Source organism: Lysinibacillus sp. FSL H8-0500, from assembly GCF_038051955.1.
Classification (GTDB): domain Bacteria; phylum Bacillota; class Bacilli; order Bacillales_A; family Planococcaceae; genus Lysinibacillus; species Lysinibacillus macroides.
Genome location: NZ_CP150292.1, coordinates 1949951 through 1968913, shown reverse-complemented (window position 1 = coordinate 1968913; position 18963 = coordinate 1949951). Strand labels below are relative to the sequence as shown.

21 protein-coding genes are annotated in these 18963 nt (G+C 38.6%); 10 read left to right on the top strand and 11 right to left on the bottom strand.

Going from position 1 to position 18963, the window contains the following annotated elements:
* Positions 1 to 109: 109 nt before the first annotated feature.
* The 6 genes from MHB44_RS09280 to MHB44_RS09255 form a co-directional block, all read right to left on the bottom strand.
* On the bottom strand, positions 110 to 1309 hold the full coding sequence (locus tag MHB44_RS09280) for a toxic anion resistance protein (protein ID WP_341302511.1): 1200 nt from the start codon (positions 1307 to 1309) through the stop codon (positions 110 to 112).
* 58 nt (positions 1310 to 1367) lie between these two features.
* Entirely contained in the window at positions 1368 to 1628 is a 261-nt protein-coding gene (locus tag MHB44_RS09275; protein WP_053995956.1) for a hypothetical protein, read from the bottom strand.
* A gap of 106 nt (positions 1629 to 1734) precedes the next feature.
* A complete protein-coding gene (locus MHB44_RS09270) occupies positions 1735 to 2979 on the bottom strand; it encodes an ABC transporter permease (RefSeq protein WP_083448587.1) in 1245 nt (414 codons plus the stop codon).
* Positions 2963 to 3868: an ABC transporter ATP-binding protein gene (locus MHB44_RS09265; RefSeq protein ID WP_341302510.1), complete on the bottom strand. Its 906-nt coding sequence runs from the start codon at positions 3866 to 3868 to the stop codon at positions 2963 to 2965. Before MHB44_RS09265 ends, MHB44_RS09270 begins: the two co-directional genes overlap by 17 nt.
* An 11-nt stretch (positions 3869 to 3879) precedes the next feature.
* A complete protein-coding gene (locus tag MHB44_RS09260) occupies positions 3880 to 4365 on the bottom strand; it encodes a DUF2812 domain-containing protein (RefSeq protein WP_341302509.1) in 486 nt (161 codons plus the stop codon).
* 27 nt (positions 4366 to 4392) lie between these two features.
* A complete protein-coding gene (locus MHB44_RS09255) occupies positions 4393 to 4707 on the bottom strand; it encodes a helix-turn-helix transcriptional regulator (RefSeq protein ID WP_341302508.1) in 315 nt (104 codons plus the stop codon).
* Positions 4708 to 4890: 183 nt separating this feature from the next.
* Here MHB44_RS09255 and MHB44_RS09250 point away from each other — a divergent pair, with 183 nt between their 5' ends.
* Together MHB44_RS09250 and MHB44_RS09245 are read left to right on the top strand one after the other, a co-directional pair.
* Positions 4891 to 5472 carry a TetR/AcrR family transcriptional regulator gene (locus MHB44_RS09250; RefSeq protein ID WP_341302507.1) on the top strand — a complete coding sequence of 194 codons (582 nt, stop codon included), beginning with the start codon at positions 4891 to 4893 and terminating at the stop codon, positions 5470 to 5472.
* Positions 5473 to 5531: 59 nt separating this feature from the next.
* Entirely contained in the window at positions 5532 to 6704 is a 1173-nt protein-coding gene (locus MHB44_RS09245) for an ABC transporter permease (RefSeq protein ID WP_341302506.1), read from the top strand.
* A 135-nt stretch (positions 6705 to 6839) separates the two neighbouring features.
* Here MHB44_RS09245 and MHB44_RS09240 read toward each other — a convergent pair whose 3' ends face one another.
* Entirely contained in the window at positions 6840 to 7421 is a 582-nt protein-coding gene (locus tag MHB44_RS09240; protein WP_053995964.1) for a TetR/AcrR family transcriptional regulator, read from the bottom strand.
* Between the two features lie 143 nt (positions 7422 to 7564).
* Here MHB44_RS09240 and MHB44_RS09235 point away from each other — a divergent pair, with 143 nt between their 5' ends.
* Positions 7565 to 8323 (top strand): SDR family oxidoreductase, encoded by a 759-nt coding sequence (locus tag MHB44_RS09235; protein WP_341302505.1) that lies wholly within the window; start codon positions 7565 to 7567, stop codon positions 8321 to 8323.
* A 50-nt stretch (positions 8324 to 8373) separates the two neighbouring features.
* Here MHB44_RS09235 and brnQ read toward each other — a convergent pair whose 3' ends face one another.
* On the bottom strand, positions 8374 to 9714 hold the full coding sequence (gene brnQ / locus MHB44_RS09230; RefSeq protein WP_341302504.1) for a branched-chain amino acid transport system II carrier protein: 1341 nt from the start codon (positions 9712 to 9714) through the stop codon (positions 8374 to 8376).
* 158 nt (positions 9715 to 9872) lie between these two features.
* On the bottom strand, positions 9873 to 10625 hold the full coding sequence (locus MHB44_RS09225; protein ID WP_341302503.1) for an alpha/beta fold hydrolase: 753 nt from the start codon (positions 10623 to 10625) through the stop codon (positions 9873 to 9875).
* 281 nt (positions 10626 to 10906) lie between these two features.
* Between MHB44_RS09225 and MHB44_RS09220 the strand changes: the two genes are divergently transcribed.
* Entirely contained in the window at positions 10907 to 11797 is an 891-nt protein-coding gene (locus MHB44_RS09220) for a LysR family transcriptional regulator (RefSeq protein ID WP_341302502.1), read from the top strand.
* 42 nt (positions 11798 to 11839) lie between these two features.
* Here the strand turns inward: MHB44_RS09220 and MHB44_RS09215 are convergent, their stop codons facing one another.
* Positions 11840 to 12637 (bottom strand): DUF1835 domain-containing protein, encoded by a 798-nt coding sequence (locus MHB44_RS09215; RefSeq protein ID WP_341302501.1) that lies wholly within the window; start codon positions 12635 to 12637, stop codon positions 11840 to 11842.
* Between the two features lie 11 nt (positions 12638 to 12648).
* On the bottom strand, positions 12649 to 13272 hold the full coding sequence (locus MHB44_RS09210; protein WP_341302951.1) for a LysE family translocator: 624 nt from the start codon (positions 13270 to 13272) through the stop codon (positions 12649 to 12651).
* A gap of 216 nt (positions 13273 to 13488) precedes the next feature.
* Between MHB44_RS09210 and MHB44_RS09205 the strand changes: the two genes are divergently transcribed.
* The 6 genes from MHB44_RS09205 to MHB44_RS09180 all read left to right on the top strand — a co-directional run bounded on the left by MHB44_RS09205 (position 13489) and on the right by MHB44_RS09180 (position 18913).
* Positions 13489 to 13872, top strand: a complete 384-nt coding sequence (locus tag MHB44_RS09205) for a sodium:proton antiporter (RefSeq protein ID WP_341302500.1) — start codon at positions 13489 to 13491, stop codon at positions 13870 to 13872.
* Between the two features lie 384 nt (positions 13873 to 14256).
* Complete coding sequence (gene proB / locus MHB44_RS09200; protein WP_341302499.1) at positions 14257 to 15351, top strand: glutamate 5-kinase; 1095 nt, start codon at positions 14257 to 14259, stop codon at positions 15349 to 15351.
* Between the two features lie 12 nt (positions 15352 to 15363).
* Complete coding sequence (locus tag MHB44_RS09195) at positions 15364 to 16614, top strand: glutamate-5-semialdehyde dehydrogenase (RefSeq protein ID WP_341302498.1); 1251 nt, start codon at positions 15364 to 15366, stop codon at positions 16612 to 16614.
* Between the two features lie 38 nt (positions 16615 to 16652).
* Entirely contained in the window at positions 16653 to 17531 is an 879-nt protein-coding gene (locus MHB44_RS09190; RefSeq protein ID WP_341302497.1) for a DMT family transporter, read from the top strand.
* 15 nt (positions 17532 to 17546) lie between these two features.
* Positions 17547 to 18506, top strand: a complete 960-nt coding sequence (locus MHB44_RS09185) for a carbohydrate kinase (protein WP_341302496.1) — start codon at positions 17547 to 17549, stop codon at positions 18504 to 18506.
* An 11-nt stretch (positions 18507 to 18517) separates the two neighbouring features.
* Entirely contained in the window at positions 18518 to 18913 is a 396-nt protein-coding gene (locus MHB44_RS09180; RefSeq protein WP_341302950.1) for an RDD family protein, read from the top strand.
* Positions 18914 to 18963: the final 50 nt, after the last annotated feature.

Sequence of the window (18963 nt, the reverse complement as noted above, 5' to 3'; positions counted from 1 at the left end):
TCAAAGAACAATTCCCTCTTGGCGAATATTGTTGCTAACAGGCCTCATCTCTGACTACGCATTCCATCTAAAAAGCTTCTTGCAACAATAGCTGCAAGAAGCTTTAGACTTACATTTTTTTCAGTTTTTCATACTCTAATTGCAAACGCTCAATTCGTTTACGCCCTTCTTCACGATTTTTCACTGTTTCTGCTTGAATTTGCTTCGTCTCTTGGATACCAGCCATAATCGTTTGCCATGTTGTTTCAATCGTTTCGATTTTAATGCTTGGGCTACCTGCTTGACGCGCAATATTAACACTGTTTTTACTAATATTTTCTGCATTGCGTACAAGCATTTCATTGGTACGGCGGTCTAGCTCACTCATCGAATCAGAAATAAGCTTTTGACGCTTTAATGTCACCGCATGAATCAAGCCCTGTTTAAAAATTGGAATTGTTGTAACAAAGGCAGAGTTAATTTTTGCAATTAAATGGGTATTCCCCTGCTGCATTAAACGAATTTGTGGAGCAGATTGGAAGGATACTTGCTGTGCCATCTCTAAATCATAGCGACGCTGCTCTAATAATTCCACAGCACGCAACATTGTTTCATATTCCATGGCTGCTAATTGGTCACCTGCCTGTGCCTTTTGTTCGAGCGCTGGCAATGACGCACGTACATCCTCTATTTTCACTTCAATCGCTGCTACAAACTTACTTAATGATTGGAAATAGTTCACATTTTGATCATACAGATTTTCAAGGTCTACTGTATTTCGCTTCATTTCGCTTTCGTATTTTTGAATTTCACGATAAATCACATCTACTTCTTTGTTCATTCTATCGTACTTGGCTAAAAATCTTTCTAATTGCTCTTTCCCTTTATTAAACAGCTTTGTTAAAAAGCCACCTTTTTTCTCCTCGGCAAAATCCTGTGGATCAAATTTATCCATAATTTTATTCAGATTATTTAGCAAAACACTTGACTCTTCTAGCTTACTTGCTTTCATTGTAGCAAGCATTCTATCTGAAAAAGCTGAAATACCGTTTGCCGTCTCTTTACCAAGCTCTAGCATCGCAATTTGATCTTTTACATCAATTTTCTTTGAAAGTGAGTGAACCTCTGGGTCTTGCTTCAAGCGCAGTTGATGTTGTGCAATTTGTGATAGTTCCTGCTTTGATACAAGCTCTGATGGTTGTTGTGGCTCTGTATACATCAACGGACTTTCCTGTGGCTCTTGGAACCCTGGATTTGGCTGTGGTTGTTGTTGGAATAAAGGATTTTCGGAAGCGAATGGGTCCTTTGATTGGTATTGGTTATTAGACATGTATATACCCCCTATTACTTACTCTCTTGTACTATACGAATCATGCTGAAAAAAAGTTTCATCTTACCCGAAGAAAGTAAGCGTCTCGTAAAGTATACGAATTAACCTCTTCTTCGTAAATCAAACTATACCAAGTTGAATCTACCTGATCGACATATATTTGAACATATTGTCGCTTTTGTAACATATTAGCCAGTGTAGGATTGCTTGGAAGCTGCTCTATCTGTTGAAAAACATACGCAGCTTCCTCCTCTGTTGCTGAACGTCGCATATGTGTACCTTGTGCCAATATCGCTTCAATTTCTGCCCTCGATAGCATACTATCACCTCATTCTTCAAGTATAGCCTGTTAAACGAGGAAATTCGACTAAATTTGCAAATTATCCAAAAAAAGTAGCCATATTGCATTGGCTACTTTCCAATAATTAAGTTGTCACTTTTAATACTGTTTTAATTTTTTGAATAACGCCACCTGTGCTGTATGTGAGCACACTGCGTTTATAGAAGGATAAGCTAAATAGATACACGACAACAATTGTTGCGATTAAAATACCTAAGGATAGCATTGGCACCATCCCTCCGATATCTGTAGCACCTATACGCATTGGCATCACCATACCAGACGTAAAGGGAATATAAGAAAATACCTTAATCAATATGGTATCTGGATTGCCAATACCTGATAACATCACATAAAAGCCAATTAACGTAACCATCATTGCAGGCATTAATACTTGCCCCGCTTCCTCGACCTTTGATACGAGTGAACCAAATAATGCACCAACGATTAAATAAAGAATAATTGTTAATAGCAGGAACACAACAGCATAGATCACATAGCTAATGGATAGCTCTTTAATAATCGTAGCGGCTGCATTCCAAATGACGCCATCCTTCACAAATTTCGCATATAATAAAAAGGCGGCTACAATAATACCCATTTGTGTTAAAGCTAATAATAGTACGCCTGCAATTTTTGCTTTAAAATGGGTGGCTGGCTTGACGCTGGCTAGCAGCATTTCCATAGCACGAGAGCCCTTTTCAGAGGCAATTTCAGTCGTAATCATGGAGAGGAATGTGGAGATAAAGAAATAAATTAAAATCCCAATGCCATACGAAACCCATAGTCCTGATTGCTTTTCTTCCTCACTTTTTCCACCTGTTGATGCCTCATTTAAATTTTTCGTGGAAATTATCGTTTGGGCAGACATAATTTGGGCTGCTTGCTCAGGTGACAACGATAGCTGCTGAACAGCATAATGTTGACCAGCATATTGTAATAACGAGGACAATGTTGTTTGATCATTTAATTTCAGCGGTACAAACGTCGCAATTTCAGCATGTAGCTGACCCTCTTGATCACTGACCCTCACAATCGCATCTAGCTTGCCATCTTCTACCCTTTTTTCAAGCGCTGCCACATCTTGTTCATCCTGAATAAAGGCTATATCCCCATTAGATACAAAGATACCGCTTAATTCAGCAGAGGTTTCATTGACAATGGCAATTTGCTGGGCCTCATCTTCGCCTGTAAAGAGTGCTTTAATATCTGACCAAAATATCGCGACAGACATTAATAACACATATAAACACGTCATCAAAATAAAGGATTTTGATTTAAATTTCGATTTATATAATTGCATCATTAATAAATTAAACTTCGACAACATTTCCACCTACCTTATCTTTAAAGATTTCATCCAATGATAAATAATCGAGACTAAATTTTTCGATATACTTCCCATTAGAAAGCTGCTCAAAAATGCTTTGGGCATAGCGCTCATCCTCCAGCATTAAGACAGTTTGCTCCTTCTCTACACGCACATCCTTCACGCCTTCAAGTGCTAATAATTGCGTTGTCGACCAACCTGTACGTACCGCCAGCTTTGTTTTGCCATATTGTTTCTTTAAATCTAGTAGGCTTCCAGAGAATAAGGAAGCACCTCGTTTTAATAGACATAAATGATCACATAGCTCTTCCACATTGTCCATTTGATGGCTGGAGAATAGAATCGTTGTGCCCTGTTCCTTTAATAGTAAAATAGCATCCTTTAATAAATCCTTATTGACAGGGTCTAAGCCACTAAACGGTTCATCTAAAATTAAAAACTTCGGCTTATGAATAAAGCTTGCAATCAACTGAACCTTTTGCTGATTGCCCTTTGACAATGTTTCAGCTTTATCCTTTCGTTTTTCCTCCAGCTCAAAGCGTTGAATCCAAAAATCAATATCCTTTTTCAATTCTGCTTTTTTCATGCCACGTAACTCGCCAAAAAAGTAGAGCTGCTCCTCGACTTTCATCGTTGGGAAAATCCCTCGCTCCTCAGGTAAATAGCCAAGTATATCGCGATTAATCGTATTAACAGGCTGCCCATCCCAAGTAATCGTGCCAGCCGTCGTCTCCTGTAAATCTAAAATCATACGAAATGTTGTTGTTTTCCCCGCTCCATTCTGCCCAATTAGCCCAAAAATTTCACCCTTTTCAATGGTAAAATTCAAATCATTGACAGCGGTAAAATCTTTATACTTTTTTGTGACATGCTGTAGCTGTAATGTCATCCCTTTTCCTCCTACCTTTCAAATAACTGTGCTTCTTGTTGTAATTTTTTTATACGCTTGCTTGTTTTGATAATAGGTACACCTAGCAAACATACGAGCAATACATCTATCAGCCCGATGCCTTTATTGAGGATATGTTCCTGCACAATATTCACACCGCCAGCAAAAATACCGAATCCCGCAAACACTAACATCAAATTGCGAACCCATTGGAAATAGTTCAATTTTGAATGATGATCTGATAGTAATTCAAACGTTCCCTCTACTGCTTTTTTCCGATAATACGCCCATGCACCATTTTTCGTAACATACTCAATATGCATAGATGTTAAAAACTCAAAATAATCCTTTGATTTCCCTATAATTAGCTCATTGCGATAGATATATTCTCCTGGCTGACCTTGCTCGAAAATAAAATAGCCTATAAACGCTTTTTTTAAATACCAGCCCTGATCTGCCATGTCATTGATCCATTGCTCCTCTTTTTCATAATCCACAAAAAACGAAATATTCTTTTTTTCATTTTATTCGGCTCCCCTCGTTATACGGATACCATTGTCAAAAAGTTCCCTTAATCGTAAAATTTCATATTCCACTACTTTTTTGCCAGCTTCCGTAATCAAATACTCCTTCTTTCTACCATCTCCACCAAGCGCCTCAATCCAGCCTCGCTCTAGCAATGTTTTAATAGCACCATAGATCGTACCTGCTCCTAAGTGTACACGCCCCTTGCTAATTTCTTCTACGAGCTGCATAATACCATAGCCATGCCTCGGCTCATACAAAGCTAATAAAATATAATAAACGCCCTCTGTTAATGGCGAATGCTCCTGTGTCATATAATCCCTCCTTTATATCGTTCAGCAGTATATCATCTGTCGATACACCTAAAATATATCAGTAGTCGATATAGTTGTCAATGCTCTTGCTGTGTATTAAAAGTTTAGTCATAATTTATATTGCAGATAACAATGTACTATGTTAGCATGTAAGTAATTACTTGCATGAAAGGAAGTATATTTTTGACAACAAAGGGAACAGCAGAAAGAATCATCGAAGCTGCGTTACAATTAGTGAGTGAAAAAGGCTATACGGCTGCAACAACCAAATCCATTGCAGAATTAGCAGGTGTCAATGAAGTTACTCTTTTTCGACATTTCGGCAATAAGCGTGGTTTATTAAAAGCCATTATTGAACAATTTTCTTATTACCCACTTTTACAACAGGAAATCAATCAAAATGTTACATGGGAATTAGAGCAAGATTTATTAAATTTCTCATTAAAACATTTTCACTTTTTAATGTCGATTAAAGATTTTGTTATGATTGGCTTTAAGGAGTCCATTCAGTTTCCTGAAATTAGTGAGGAGATCGCGAATATTCCTCTCTTGATCAAAGAGGAACTCATTGTGTACTTTCAAGAAATGCATCGGCGGGGAAAAATAAGAGAAGTTGATTTTGAAGCAGCAGCATTATCACTTATTGCTCTTAATTTTGGTCATTTTATGTCACGTGCACGACTTGGAACGATTGTATCTAGCATCCCGACCGAAGAACTTCTCCAAACAAGTGTGACTATTTTTTCTAGGGGACTCGTTTCCTAGAAAAAATTTTTCTTACAAATGCAAGTAAGTACTTACTTATTTTTAGGAGGAATTTAGAAATGAGCGGTTTACAAGCATTATTACGCGTTCGTGAAACCTATATTGGCATTGTGGCTACCATCGCTTTTCAATTAATCTTTTTTACAATCTGGATGACTGCCTATGATGGTGTCAATGAAAGAGCTGAACAGTTAAGCATTGGCATTGTTATGGAAGATTCCGCAATGGGTCCACAGTTAGCACAGAACATCAAAGGCTCCATCCCCTTTACAATGGAGGACTATCCATCCATGAAGGAAGCAGAGAGCGCATTAAATGAACGACAAATTAATATGATTATGCAAATTCCCGCCGATTTTACAAATCAAATACAAGCAGGGAAAGAGGCTGAAATTATTTATGCGATTAATCAAGCCAATGCAAGTGTAGCAAAAAATATGATGGAGGGTGTAGCAAAGCAATTAACAGAGGAAATCAATCTAGCCCTTTATCCAATGCAACAAAATCAGGCAATTGAGGTCTTTTCTCAACAATTCGCTCAGCTTCCCTTTGAGCAACATACTGCCCAACAAATTACCACTTCTGTCAAAACGACAGTAATGAATGTGAAAGACCATGCCGTCGATGGAACCATTGTTAAAACCAATGATGTGAAGGGATTTGCTGCAAACTTTGTCCCTCTTATGGTTATCATCTCCTCCTTCGTGGGAGCGATGGTCATGATTATGCAACACCAGCAAGCAGCTCAGCTCGTTCAAGAAAGCCTATCAAAATGGCAATTGTTCCTCGCACGACAGCTACTCAATGTGGGCGTAGCCTTTACATTGCCATTCATAACAATTGGTTTGATGCACCTTTTTAATATCGCTAGCCAGGAAAACCTGCTGTCGATTTATTTCTTCCAAGCTGTAATGTATCTTGCTTTTCTTAGCTTGGCCCAAGTATTTGTGATTGCCTTCGGGAATATGGGGATGGTATTTAATATTTGTGCTCTCTCACTCCAATTAGTAACATCAGGCGTCCTTGTACCAAAAACCATGCTATCTGAAGGATACAAGCAGGTCGCTGCCATGCTACCAGCCACGTATGGAGCAGATGGCTACTACACAATCATCTTTGGTGGTAGTTCTGATAATCTCCTGCAAAACAGTAGCTCCTTAGGCATCATCATCTTCGTGACACTAGCCATTGCTACGTTGATCGTCACATTCAAACCTGCTCCAGTCCGATGATTTAATAGAAAAGAGAAGGTCTACAAGTTGATGTAGACCTTCTTTTTGGGTGGTTATCCGCTACTTTTTATGTTCTATCCTTCAAATCGAGCGTTCTATCCATCACTTCTCTTTCTATACTTCACTTCAAGCATTCTATTCACCACTCCTCACATTCTTTAAAATAGCTGCTAGCTGCTTATTTAACATGGTCACGCTATCGCTGAAATCGCCACGATACCATTGAATGATAAGTCCGATGATAGCGTTTGCTTGATAAGCGCTATAATAGTCGATTGATATATGATCCTCCATTTGATGCACGTGATGTGTGGAGATATCTCGTTTTAACAGCGAATAAATCCCATCAAATAGCATGTAATAGTACGTTAATGGCACGTTTTTAGAAAACACGATTCGGTAAAACATTTTAAAGCGCTCAATATGGTGAAAAATGCGAATGGTATTTGGGTCTAAATGATTGGTATCCAATGTTGTGACAGCACGATATGGTTCTTCGTAAGATTGATATAAATCCTCCATAATTTCCTGAAAATATTCTTCAAATAGTCCCTCTTTTTGCTCATAATGCAAATAGAAGGTTCCTCGATTGACCTTTGCCTCCCTGCAAATTTCTGCAATGGATATTTGCTCCAATGGTTTTTGACTAAGCAAGGTCAATAAAGCATTATGCAAGGCTTGCTTTGTTTTCATAACACGTAAATCCGTTGTGCGCATTTTTTCAGCTCCTTATTCAACAGTTTTTTTAAAAGCGTTGATTACTCAACACATCGAGAAATTTTGCATATTGAAATCGCTTTCATCTTTATTATATGATTTTAATGAACAGATGTTCAATATCTAACTAGGAGGTCTTTGAGATGAGATTAGCAGATAAAGTAGCCATTGTGACAGGTGCAGCTTCAGGTATGGGGAAAGCCATTGCAGAAGGATATGCGAAAGAAGGCGCTAAGGTGGCCGTTTCAGACTTAAATTTAGAGGGTGCCCAAGCGGTTGTGGAGGGTATTCAAGCGGCTGGAGGAACTGCCTTTGCCATTCAAACAAATGTCGCATCAACAGAAGACTTACAACGTTTATTTGATGAAACGAAAACGAACTATGGTCAATTAGATATATTAGTTAACAATGCAGGTATTATGGATGGTATGGAGCCAGTTGGAGAAATTTCTGATGAACGATGGGAAAAAGTATTTGCTGTAAATACAACAGCCGTTATGCGTTCCATGCGTATGGCGACAGAAATTTTCCTTGCGCAAGGCCACGGTGTCTTTGTCAATAATATTTCTGCTGGTGGCTTATATGGAGCACGTGCAGGAGCGGCTTATACAGCTTCCAAACATGCCGTTGTTGGTTTAACAAAAAATACTGCGTTTATGTATGCGGATAAAAATATTCGCTGTAATGGTATTGCGCCAGGAGCAGTTATGACGAATATCGCCTCCTCCATGACAAATATGAGTGAAGCAGGGGCTGCACGCCAAGCACTTGGTCTATCCATTAATCCGCGTGCTGGTCAGCCAGAGGAAATTGCACAATTAGCTATTTTCCTTGGCTCGGATGAAGCAAGCTTTGTCAATGGACAAGTGATTGCCATAGATGGTGGCTGGACAGCATACTAATTTATAAAAAAGCACGCACAGAGACATTTTCTGTGCGTGTTTCTTCATTATTATATGACCTTTCGAGACGGAATCAGGCTTCCAAGCACTGCCCCTATTAACGCAGGTAGTATCCATCCTAAGCCAATATCATAAAAAGGCAGCATCGCAGAATAGTATTTCTCTACTGCGTCCAAAACACCTAACTTCGCACCTGGCACACTTTCAACCAACGCTTTATAGCCATCAATCAAGCTAATGAAAAAGGTAAAAATCATCGCAATCGCATAAACCGTTTGCTTATTCTTAAAGAAGGATGAACCAAGAGCAAGCAAGATTAATACGATGGCTAATGGATACAAGAACATTAAAACAGGGATCGCAAATTGGATGATATTGTTTAAGCCAAAGTTTGCAATCATAAAGGATACTGCACACAATAGGAACACAAACCATTTATAGCTGATTTTTGGAAATACCTCGTGGAAAAATTCACTACAAGATGTAATTAAACCAATGCTTGTCTTTAAACAAGCTAGCACAATAATAACAGCCAATAAAATAGCTCCAAATGAGCCGAAATAATGTTCCGCCACTGCGGCAAAAATTAAACCACCATTATCAAAAGTGCCTACTGCCTGAATACTGGAAGCACCCATATACGTGATCAATCCGTAAATTAGCATCATTAATGCCATCGCAAAGATTCCAGATGTCCATGTTGCCTTAGCAATTGCCTTACGATCTGAAATGCCCGCATTTTTAATAGCATTAATCACCACAATCCCAAAGGCAAGTGAGGCAAGAGCATCCATCGTATTATAGCCCTCTTTAAAGCCCGTCATAAAGGCAGCATCTATATAATCGCCCATTGGCTGCTGGAAATCCCCCATTGGCTTTACGATGCTTGTGATAATTAGCATAAATAGCACAACTAAAAACGCAGGTGTTAAATATTTACCCACGTAATCCATAATTTTGGCTGGGTTTAAAGAGAAATAATAAACAATGGCAAAAAATAAAAAGCTAAATACAGCAAGTAGTATTGTGGCATGCTGTGCTTGAATATATGGTTCAAAGCCTACTACAAAAGGAACTGTAGCTGTACGTGGGATCGCAAAAAATGGTCCTATCGTTAAATAAAGGGCTAATGAAAAGACAATGCCAAATACAGGATGAACACGGCTTGCTAAATCACGTAAACCATTGCTGCCTGATAAGCCAATTGCTAATATACCGAGGAATGGTAGCCCAATCGCTGTGACTAAAAAGCCAATTAAGCCAAACCAAAAATGAGTGCCTGCTAATTGACCTAGCTGAATCGGAAAAATAAGGTTCCCCGCTCCAAAATACAGTCCGAATAACATTGTGCCGATGACTGCGTAAGTTGAAAAAGGTATCTTTTGTTGCATCTTTGATGTACTCCTTAGAAGTTTTTGATAATCGTAAATTATTTTAATCAAATATTTTTACACTACAATTTCACTATGGTAGCAGGCATTTATTATAATTACAATACTTTTTTATTTATCTAAAATGAAAAAAAGAGCTGCCTGCTGACAGCCCCTCCTTAGTTTGCAACTGACCATTCAATATGATCTAAAAATTTATAAACATCTTCATACACTTTATCACGCTCTTTATCTAATGTGATAATATGTCCAGAGTTTTTATACCAAATAATTTCCTTGTCATCGGTTTCTACCGTATTTAAAATAAACGGTGCACTTTCTTGATAGAGATCATCATCTAATGCACCTTGTAACACTAATGTCGGTGCTTTAATCTCTGATAATTCTTCGCGTGTTTCAGTTGTTAAACGTGTTACACCATCTAAAGAATCTTTTGGTGAAATACGTAACTCATGCAATTCTGAAATAATTTGATCTTTTGATTTATTTTCGAAATGTTTGTATAGACGAGCATAATGGTATAAACGTGTAAATAAACCTTTTGAGTTATCACGCGTAATCGGTGCACACATTGCCACACAAGCTTTTACAGGGAATTTCTCTGCAACTTTTAAGGAGAATACGCCGCCAAGTGAAATCCCAACTACAGCGATTTCTTCATAGCCATTTTTTTGTAGGAAGTTATAACCTTCCACTACATCATTCCACCAGTCCTCTGGCTTTGTTTCTAATAATGCTTCAGGTTCTACACCATGCCCGCTATAAATCGGTGCATGTACAGTATAGCCTCGTTTGGATAAAAATTCTCCTAGCTTTTTCACATCCTTTGTGCTACCTGTGAATCCATGCAGTAATAATACGGCTTTTTTGCCTCTCTCAATTGTTAAAGGTTGTGGTTTTGTCAGCTTCATATTATGATATCCCCTTCGCGGAAATGTTAATTGTGTATTTTATGTGTCTATCTTATCATCCTTTATTCATAATGTATAATTTATAGTTTTTATCAAATCAATTCACTTTATGCATGAATGATGTCAGGTTAACAGCGCTACTATCACACTTTCTATACCTTAACTTTCCAAGCTGGTTGTAAAATGCTGCATTCTTTGAAAAATTTTTTACGCCCTATACTTCCTCGCGGTTTCTCGTTATAATGCAGTTAACTCAATTTTAGGAAAAAAGAGGTGAAAAAATGGAGTGGCAGCAATTAGAATATTTTGTAACGGTTGCAAAGCTAGAGCATATGACACGTGCTGCAGAAGCATTAGCAATTTCACAGCCTGCACTCAGCCGTTCGATTTCCAAACTAGAGGAAGAATTAGGAGTACCCCTATTTGATCGACAGGGACGCTCCATTATGCTGAACCGCTATGGTGAACTATTTTTATACCGTGTACAGCGAATGCGTAAAGAATATGAAAAGGCTGTTTTAGAATTACAGGAGTTGAATAATCCTGAGCTTGGAGATGTGTCACTCGGTTTTTTACATACACTTGGGACTAGCATTGTACCAGACTTGATTCGTGCCTTTCGTCAAAAGCACCCCCGTATCCACTTTCACTTTACACAAAACTATTCACATTCACAGGTAAAGCAATTGCTCGCTGGCGAATTGGACCTTTGTTTAATTGCTGCAATTGATACAGAGCCGCCAGTTTGCTGGCAAGAGCTGTGGCGCGATGAGCTGTTTATTATGGTGCCTATCGATCATCCAATGGCCCATCGTAAAAGCATTAAAATGAAGGAGCTGGAGCATGAAAGTTTTATTTTAATGAAAAAGGGTTATGCCTTGCGTCGTACTGCCGACCGTTTGCTCCATGCAGCAGGCATTAAGCCGATCATTACTTATGAAGGTGATGAGGTTTCAACCATTGCGGGTTTTGTGGGGGCTGGACTTGGTGTTTCACTACTACCAGATGATGAGGACTTAAATCCAAAAAAAATCGTTAAAATCCGTGTGGATGATATGGTATGCGAACGAATTATTGGTATGGCTTGGGTGGAGAATCGCTATTTGTCCCCCTCTGCACGTCAATTCCAACAATTTGTCTTTGATTTCTATGAACAAAAAAGCACTAAATAAAGCGGTAGATTGCACTGTCCAATACAGTCTACCGCTTTTTTCCTATGCCTCTATATATTTCACATGACAGCTATGAATATCTGTTAAATCTCCGTCAACCTTTAAGTAACCTTGTTCGTTTAAAACGATGATTCGATTAATAATAAATTCCTCACTGAGATAATCATCGGATGTATCATAGACTGCACCAATAACACGCATAAGCTCAATCCATTCCTGATACTGTTGCTGATGTAAATCTTGTACACAGCTTATAATCATTGCATCCAGTGCAGTCTCCTCTACATGTACAACCCCATTTTCCCATATGCGCAATGTACTAGGATGGCGCTTTAGTTCTTCCCACTCCTTGGCAAGGCGCTGACATGTTGGAATAGAGAATCGTTTTGCGTCAGCTCGAAGCTTCATCAGCATATCAGACGATAGCTCACCTGTATAACGTATGCTTGTATTTTCTTGTAGGCGCTGCAAACCCTCTGTTGCATCAATACCATAGATTCTATTGCATTTATTGGCAAACTCACTCATTACATAGCGCAGTCCAATTTGTTCATGCGCATTTTGGCTGTACCAAACCCATACATCTACATCACAGGGTATACCCTCGATTTTTTTCTTCCAGTTTTTATAAAGATCATCGTACAATTGCTGATCCTCTTCATCTTTAAAAATATGTGAGGCTAACCAGCTTTTGCGCTCTTCCATGTTTTTTAGTGGACCAATCGAAAAAATATCGTGAATACTTAAAACTACTTCATCGCGCTGTAAATGATGCTGACGTATCGCCAGCTTCATGGAACCTTGAGTCGCTAAACTTAAGGTAATATGTAAAATAGCCATATCCATTCCCCCTACTGTTTGCTTAATGCAATTTTCATCCCAATAAATGTAAATAAAATACCTTGAACGATATTTAAACGCTTTGCAATCGCTGGTTTCCCGATAACCACTTGCCGTGCCTTTCCAGCAAATATGCTAAATAATGAAAAAAGTATAAAGGCTTGCACTAAAAATACAATACCCAATATAAGCATTTGCCATGCAATATGCCCCTGTGATGGATGAACAAACTGTGGTAATAAGGCTAAGAAAAATAAAGATACTTTTGGATTTAATATATTCATCAAAATGCCTTTTTTATATAATTCTACATAAGCTTGTGCGTTTTGTTGCTGCAATCTAAAGGGATCACCCTTCGCACGAAAAGATTGCCAAGCTAGATATAATAAATACGCTGCTCCTGCAAACTTCACAATTGAGAAAATAATTGTGGATTGATAAATAATTGCCGAAATACCGAGCACCGCTGCGCTAATATGCACAAGTAGACCAGTACAAAGTCCAAGTGATGTGACAATACCAGCTTTTTTATCCTGTGTAATACTTTGGGCAAGGACAAATAAATTATCTGGCCCTGGTATCAGTGTTAACATGATCGCTGCCCCTAAAAATGCGAATATTGTAGAGAGTTCCAACATGTTCCCTTCCTTCAACTTCTTTTACAAACTATTTACATTATACTACATGACGTTGTTCTCTTTTGCTGTAACTTTATGAATTTATCGAAAACTTTTCATGAACTTTCGTGTTGTAAATTTTTCTCGTTTAAGCAATACTTTTCTTTCCTAATACCTTATAATAGTAGAAACTTATAAAAAAGTCAGATTCCTTTAAAAAAGAGGTGGTTGTGATTGGCAGTTAGCGATATTGTGACACGGCATGAGGATGAACAGGGTCAGGTTTATTATAAAATGAAATCACATGATATTGAGGTAAAGGCAACGCAAAATGCAGGCTTAGCCCCTGTTATTACCTACTGGTTAGGCGAACGGGAAATTACGGATGATATTCGTGATTTACGCTTTAGCCCACGTCCTCCAAATAGTTATATTCAGGATTATGAGGAATTTCAAGCAATGCTTTATACAAAAGAACAGCGTGCCATTAATCAGCTTTATGAGCAATTGAGCATTAAACCGAAAAATATGTCCACGGTGAAACAAATCATCTGGAGCTTCTTTGTGATTGTTTTAGCCATGCTGCCTCTTCTCATTGCTATTTGGTGGCTTCAATAATGACCACAATCCCCTTATCTTACTTTATCAAAATTTTCAAGTAATTTTTCTTATCCATCTTGACAGACTAGGCGAAGTAGTGCATTCTTGAGTCAATAATAAAAAACGAACGAAGACTAGTAGTAAGAAACTGCTTGAATAGAGAGTAATGTCCATCGGCTGCAAGACATTGTACAAGAAAGACTTATGAACCTACTTCGTATATCGTCCTAGCCAATCTAGGCGCAGTCTCCAGCGTTATGAGCAAAGTGGAATGTCTAATGATATTCAATGTAGGTGGTACCACGGAAAGCAAGCCTTTTCGTCCTAATTTTTAGGATGAAAAGGCTTTTTTATTTTTATTCTATAGAAAATGTTAAACAAACGGCAACTGGAGGTAGTGTAATGGAGAAAAAAAGAATTGTCGTGAAAATTGGCAGTAGTTCTTTAACCAATTCAAAAGGTGAAATCGATAAAGTTCGTTTAATGGATCATGTACAGGCAATCGCAACGTTAAAAATGCAAGGGCATGAGGTATTACTTGTATCATCAGGTGCTGTAGCGGCTGGCTTTAAACAGCTTGGCTACCCTGCTCGCCCTGTTACCGTAAAGGGTAGGCAAGCTGCGGCAGCCGTAGGGCAAAGCTTACTTCTTCAAACCTACCATGCATTATTTAGTATTTACGATATTATACCTGCGCAAATTTTACTGACACGCACGGATTTTTCGAAAAAAGAATGCTATAAAAATGCCTATGCTACGTTCGAAGAATTATTAGAACGCTCGATGCTACCGATCATTAATGAAAACGATACTGTCTCTATTAGCGAATTAACGTTTGGAGATAATGATATGCTGTCAGCACTTGTTAGTGGTCTTGTTCATGCAGATCAACTTATTATTTTAACAGATATTAATGGCTTATATGATGCGAATCCCGCGAAAAATCCACAGGCTCAGCGCATTGATCGGCTCACAGCAATTACAGATGATATGTTTTCCTTTGCCGATGGGGCAGGCTCAAAGATTGGTACAGGCGGTATGACCTCTAAGCTATTAGCAGCACGAGCAGCTCTACAGGCAGGCGTCAAAGTATTTATTGGGACGGGACAAGGTGCTGATAAGCTTGTGAAAATTTTAGCAGGTCATGGAGATGGCACCTATATTGAGCATGATGAGCTAGCTGTGTTAGCCAATCATAAACAATGGATTGCACTTACGGAAGTATCTGGTAAAATCTTTATAGATAGTGGTGCTGCACAAGCATTATTAATCAATGGTAAAAGCTTATTACCTGCTGGTGTGTATCGTGTAGAAGGTGATTTTTCTAGCGGTGATGTGGTAGAGGTGTATAGCGACACTGGACTTTTAGGACGGGGGGAAGTTTTATATTCATCCCTAGAGCTAGCTTCAGCAATGGGCAAGCGAACTGACGCTCTGTCAAAATACCCATGTGAGGTTATTCATCGCAATAAATGGCTGAAAATTCAAGCAAATTAAGGAGGAAATTTTATGACGAGTGAAATTCAAGAAAAAGGAAAACGTGCAAAGGCAGCAAGTTATGTTTTAAATATTAAAACAACTAGTGAAAAAAATGAGGCACTTACAAAAATTGCCGAACAATTATTAATCGACCAACAAGCAATCATCGCTGAAAATGCCAAAGATCTAGCAAATGGCGAAGCACAAGGCATACCAGCCTCTACATTGGATCGTATTATGCTTAACAGTGAGCGCATTACAGCTATGTCGGATGCTATTCATTTACTTGTAAAACTAGATGATCCCGTAGGAAACGTTGTGGAGCGAATCGAAAAAGACAATGGCTTACAAATTGAAAAGCGCAGTGTGCCACTTGGTGTTATTGGCATGATTTATGAGGCGCGCCCCAATGTAACCGTTGATGCAGCTACACTTGCTTTAAAAACAGGTAATGCAGTCGTTTTACGTGGAAGTTCATCTGCTAAATTTTCAAATATCGCTTTAGTAACGAGCATTCATCGCGCACTTGCTAAAACAGCTGTTCCTACAGATGCTGTACAACTAATTGAAGATACAAGACGCGAAACAGCCAAAGAATTATTTCATTTAAAGGATTATTTAGATGTGTTAATTCCTCGTGGCGGTAAGGCTCTTATTGATTTAGTGGTCAATGAGGCAACTGTTCCTGTGCTTGAAACAGGTGCAGGCAACTGTCATATTTATGTGGACGAAATGGCGGATTACATAAAAACAGAAAAAATTTGTTTAAATGCTAAAACACAGCGCCCTTCTGTTTGTAATGCAGCAGAGAGCTTATTAATTCATCCTGTCTGGTTTCAAACTTATGGTACTCAGCTACTAACAGCCCTTCAGGAAGCAGGTGTGACGATTATTGGGGATGCCAATGTCTGTCAAGCATTCGATGCTGCCCTTCCAGCAACAGAGGAGGATTATGCAACAGAGTATCTTGATTTAACAATTAGCGTTAAATTGGTTGAAAATGTTTATGAAGCCATCGAGCATATTCATCAATATGGTACGAATCATTCAGAGGCCATTATCACAGAAGATCAAGTGGTTGCGGACACGTTTTTACATAGTGTTGATGCAGCTGCTGTCTATCACAATGCCTCTACTCGCTTTACAGATGGCTTTGAATTTGGCTATGGTGCAGAAATTGGGATTAGCACGCAAAAACTACATGCTAGAGGACCAATGGGCTTACCTGCCTTAACATCCACGAAATATTTTATTTATGGTAATGGACAAATCCGTGTATAAATAGAGGCGCTACTGTTATTGAAGAAAGAGGGTTATGGATGAATATTTCAGCCATTCTTAAACTAACTGTATCCATGGCACTTTTTGGCTCTATTGGCTTTTTTACTGTTCATACAGGTATACCTGCTATAGAGCTTGTCTTTGTTAGATGTATTTGTGCAACCTTCTTTCTAGGAGGTTTATGGCTGCTTGTAGGAGGACATAAAACAGAGGATTGGGAGAAGAGGGAAATTTTCCAAACACTGATTTGCGGTGTTTTTCTCGTCTTAAATTGGGTTTTTTTATTTAAAGCGTTTGAGGAGATGTCAATTTCCATTGCGATTTCTATTTATAATTTAGCTCCTATCTTTGTATTAATTTTAGGGGCTCTTCTTTTAAAGGAAAAGTTGACAATTCAGGGACTTGTGGCAACTGTTACTTGCTTTATTGGCAGTATGTTCATTATTGGTCTGAATAACTTTATGTCCTTCTCAACTTTTATGCAATCAGGCTTTGTTTGGGCATTCTTATCAGCGATATGTTATGCCCTTACGATGCTGACAAGTAAGACCATTACAAAGCTTAGCTCCTATGCCTTAACTTATATTCAAACAACAGTTGGCATTGTGATGCTACTGCCTTTTATTGACTTTTCACTTTTTGAGGGCTTAACTACAACGAATTGGCTCTATATTTTAGGCACAGGATTCATTCATACAGGCTTTGTTTACTACTTATTTTTTGATAGTATTCGCAGTCTTTCCACTATTCTTGTATCCGTGTTAGTTTTTGTCGATCCTGTTGTGGCAATTTTACTCGATATACTACTTCTTGATTTTATGCCAAGCTTTATGCAAATAATGGGCATTTTGCTTATTTTTGGTGGTATTTTCTATACAATTTATATACCAAAGAACAAACGACTTTCTCAGACGTAAAAAGGAGGTATAGGAATGGGCAGACTCTTTACTATTGGTGAATTATTAATTGATTTTACACCAGCAAATGAATACGGCTCTCTTACAACAATTGAACACTTTACCAAAAATGCTGGAGGAGCCCCCGCTAATGTAGCAGCAGTTTGCGCAAAACTTGGTCAACAGGCTGCTCTTTTCACACAGGTAGGTCAAGATGCCTTTGGCGATTTTCTTAAAACGACATTGCAGCAGGCAGGTGTAGATACACGCTATATTCGTCAAACAACAGAGGGCGAAACAAGCCTTGCTTTTGTGTCCTTAGCGACGAATGGGGATCGTGATTTTTTATTTTATCGTCGACAAACGGCAGATTTATTGTACAAGCCTGAATATCTTCCCTTGCAGCTTTTAACGTCTAATGATATCGTTCATTTTTGCTCAGTTAATTTAGTAGAAAGCCCTATGAAACAGGCACATATAGCACTGATCGAGCAGGCATATCAAGCGGGCAGTCTTGTATCCTTTGATCCAAATGTGCGCTTGCCCTTGTGGCATGATGAGTCTGCCTGCCGTGAAACCATCCTAGCGTTTTTGCCAAAAGCACATATTGTTAAGCTTTCTGAGGAGGAGCTGGTGTTTTTAACAGCAATAGAAGATGAGCAAACAGCTGTTCAAACATTATTTCAGGAAAATGTAACCGTTATTATTATTACACATGGTGCAAAGGGCGCTTCTTTGTATACAGCACAGCAGCATTTTTATGTCCCTGCTACTAAGGTGACTACAGTTGATACAACAGGAGCAGGAGATGCGTTTATCGGAGCTATGCTAAGTCAATTTCTTGCTCAGCAATTAACAGTGGCTACAATCACTGCCTTTTGTGAACAGCATGCAGAGGCTCTTTTATCATTTGCTAATCATTATGCAGGCATATCAACAATGAAACATGGGGCTATCCCCTCTTACCCTGCACGTCATGAACTATCCTTTAGATAAGGGAGGAAATGATGGAAACTATCATTAAAAAACGAATAGCTGCCTATATGATTGATCTAGCCATTTCAACAACTGTTACATTAGGTATTGAATATTTCCTACAAAAAAAAGTAAAAAATGAGGTTGTTTATGCACTTGTCACACCTACTGCTGTCATGTGGACATGGGAATATGCACAGTTGCGTAAAAAGAGACAGACCGTTGGCTATAAAGCAATGGGACTAGTGCTAGAAGGTGAAGATGGGCAGGCATTATCCGGCTCTCAACTTATCAAACGAATGGCCTATCGAGATACACTTAGTACATGTGACTATATCAAAAACCCGCAAGCTTTTACTCAGCAAAATGGACAACGGCTTCCGCATGATCGTATTTCAGGGACCCTTGTTCAAGAACAATCATCCTAACAAAAAAATCCACGTTGCTTTCTGTGAACTCAGTAAGCAACGCGGATTTT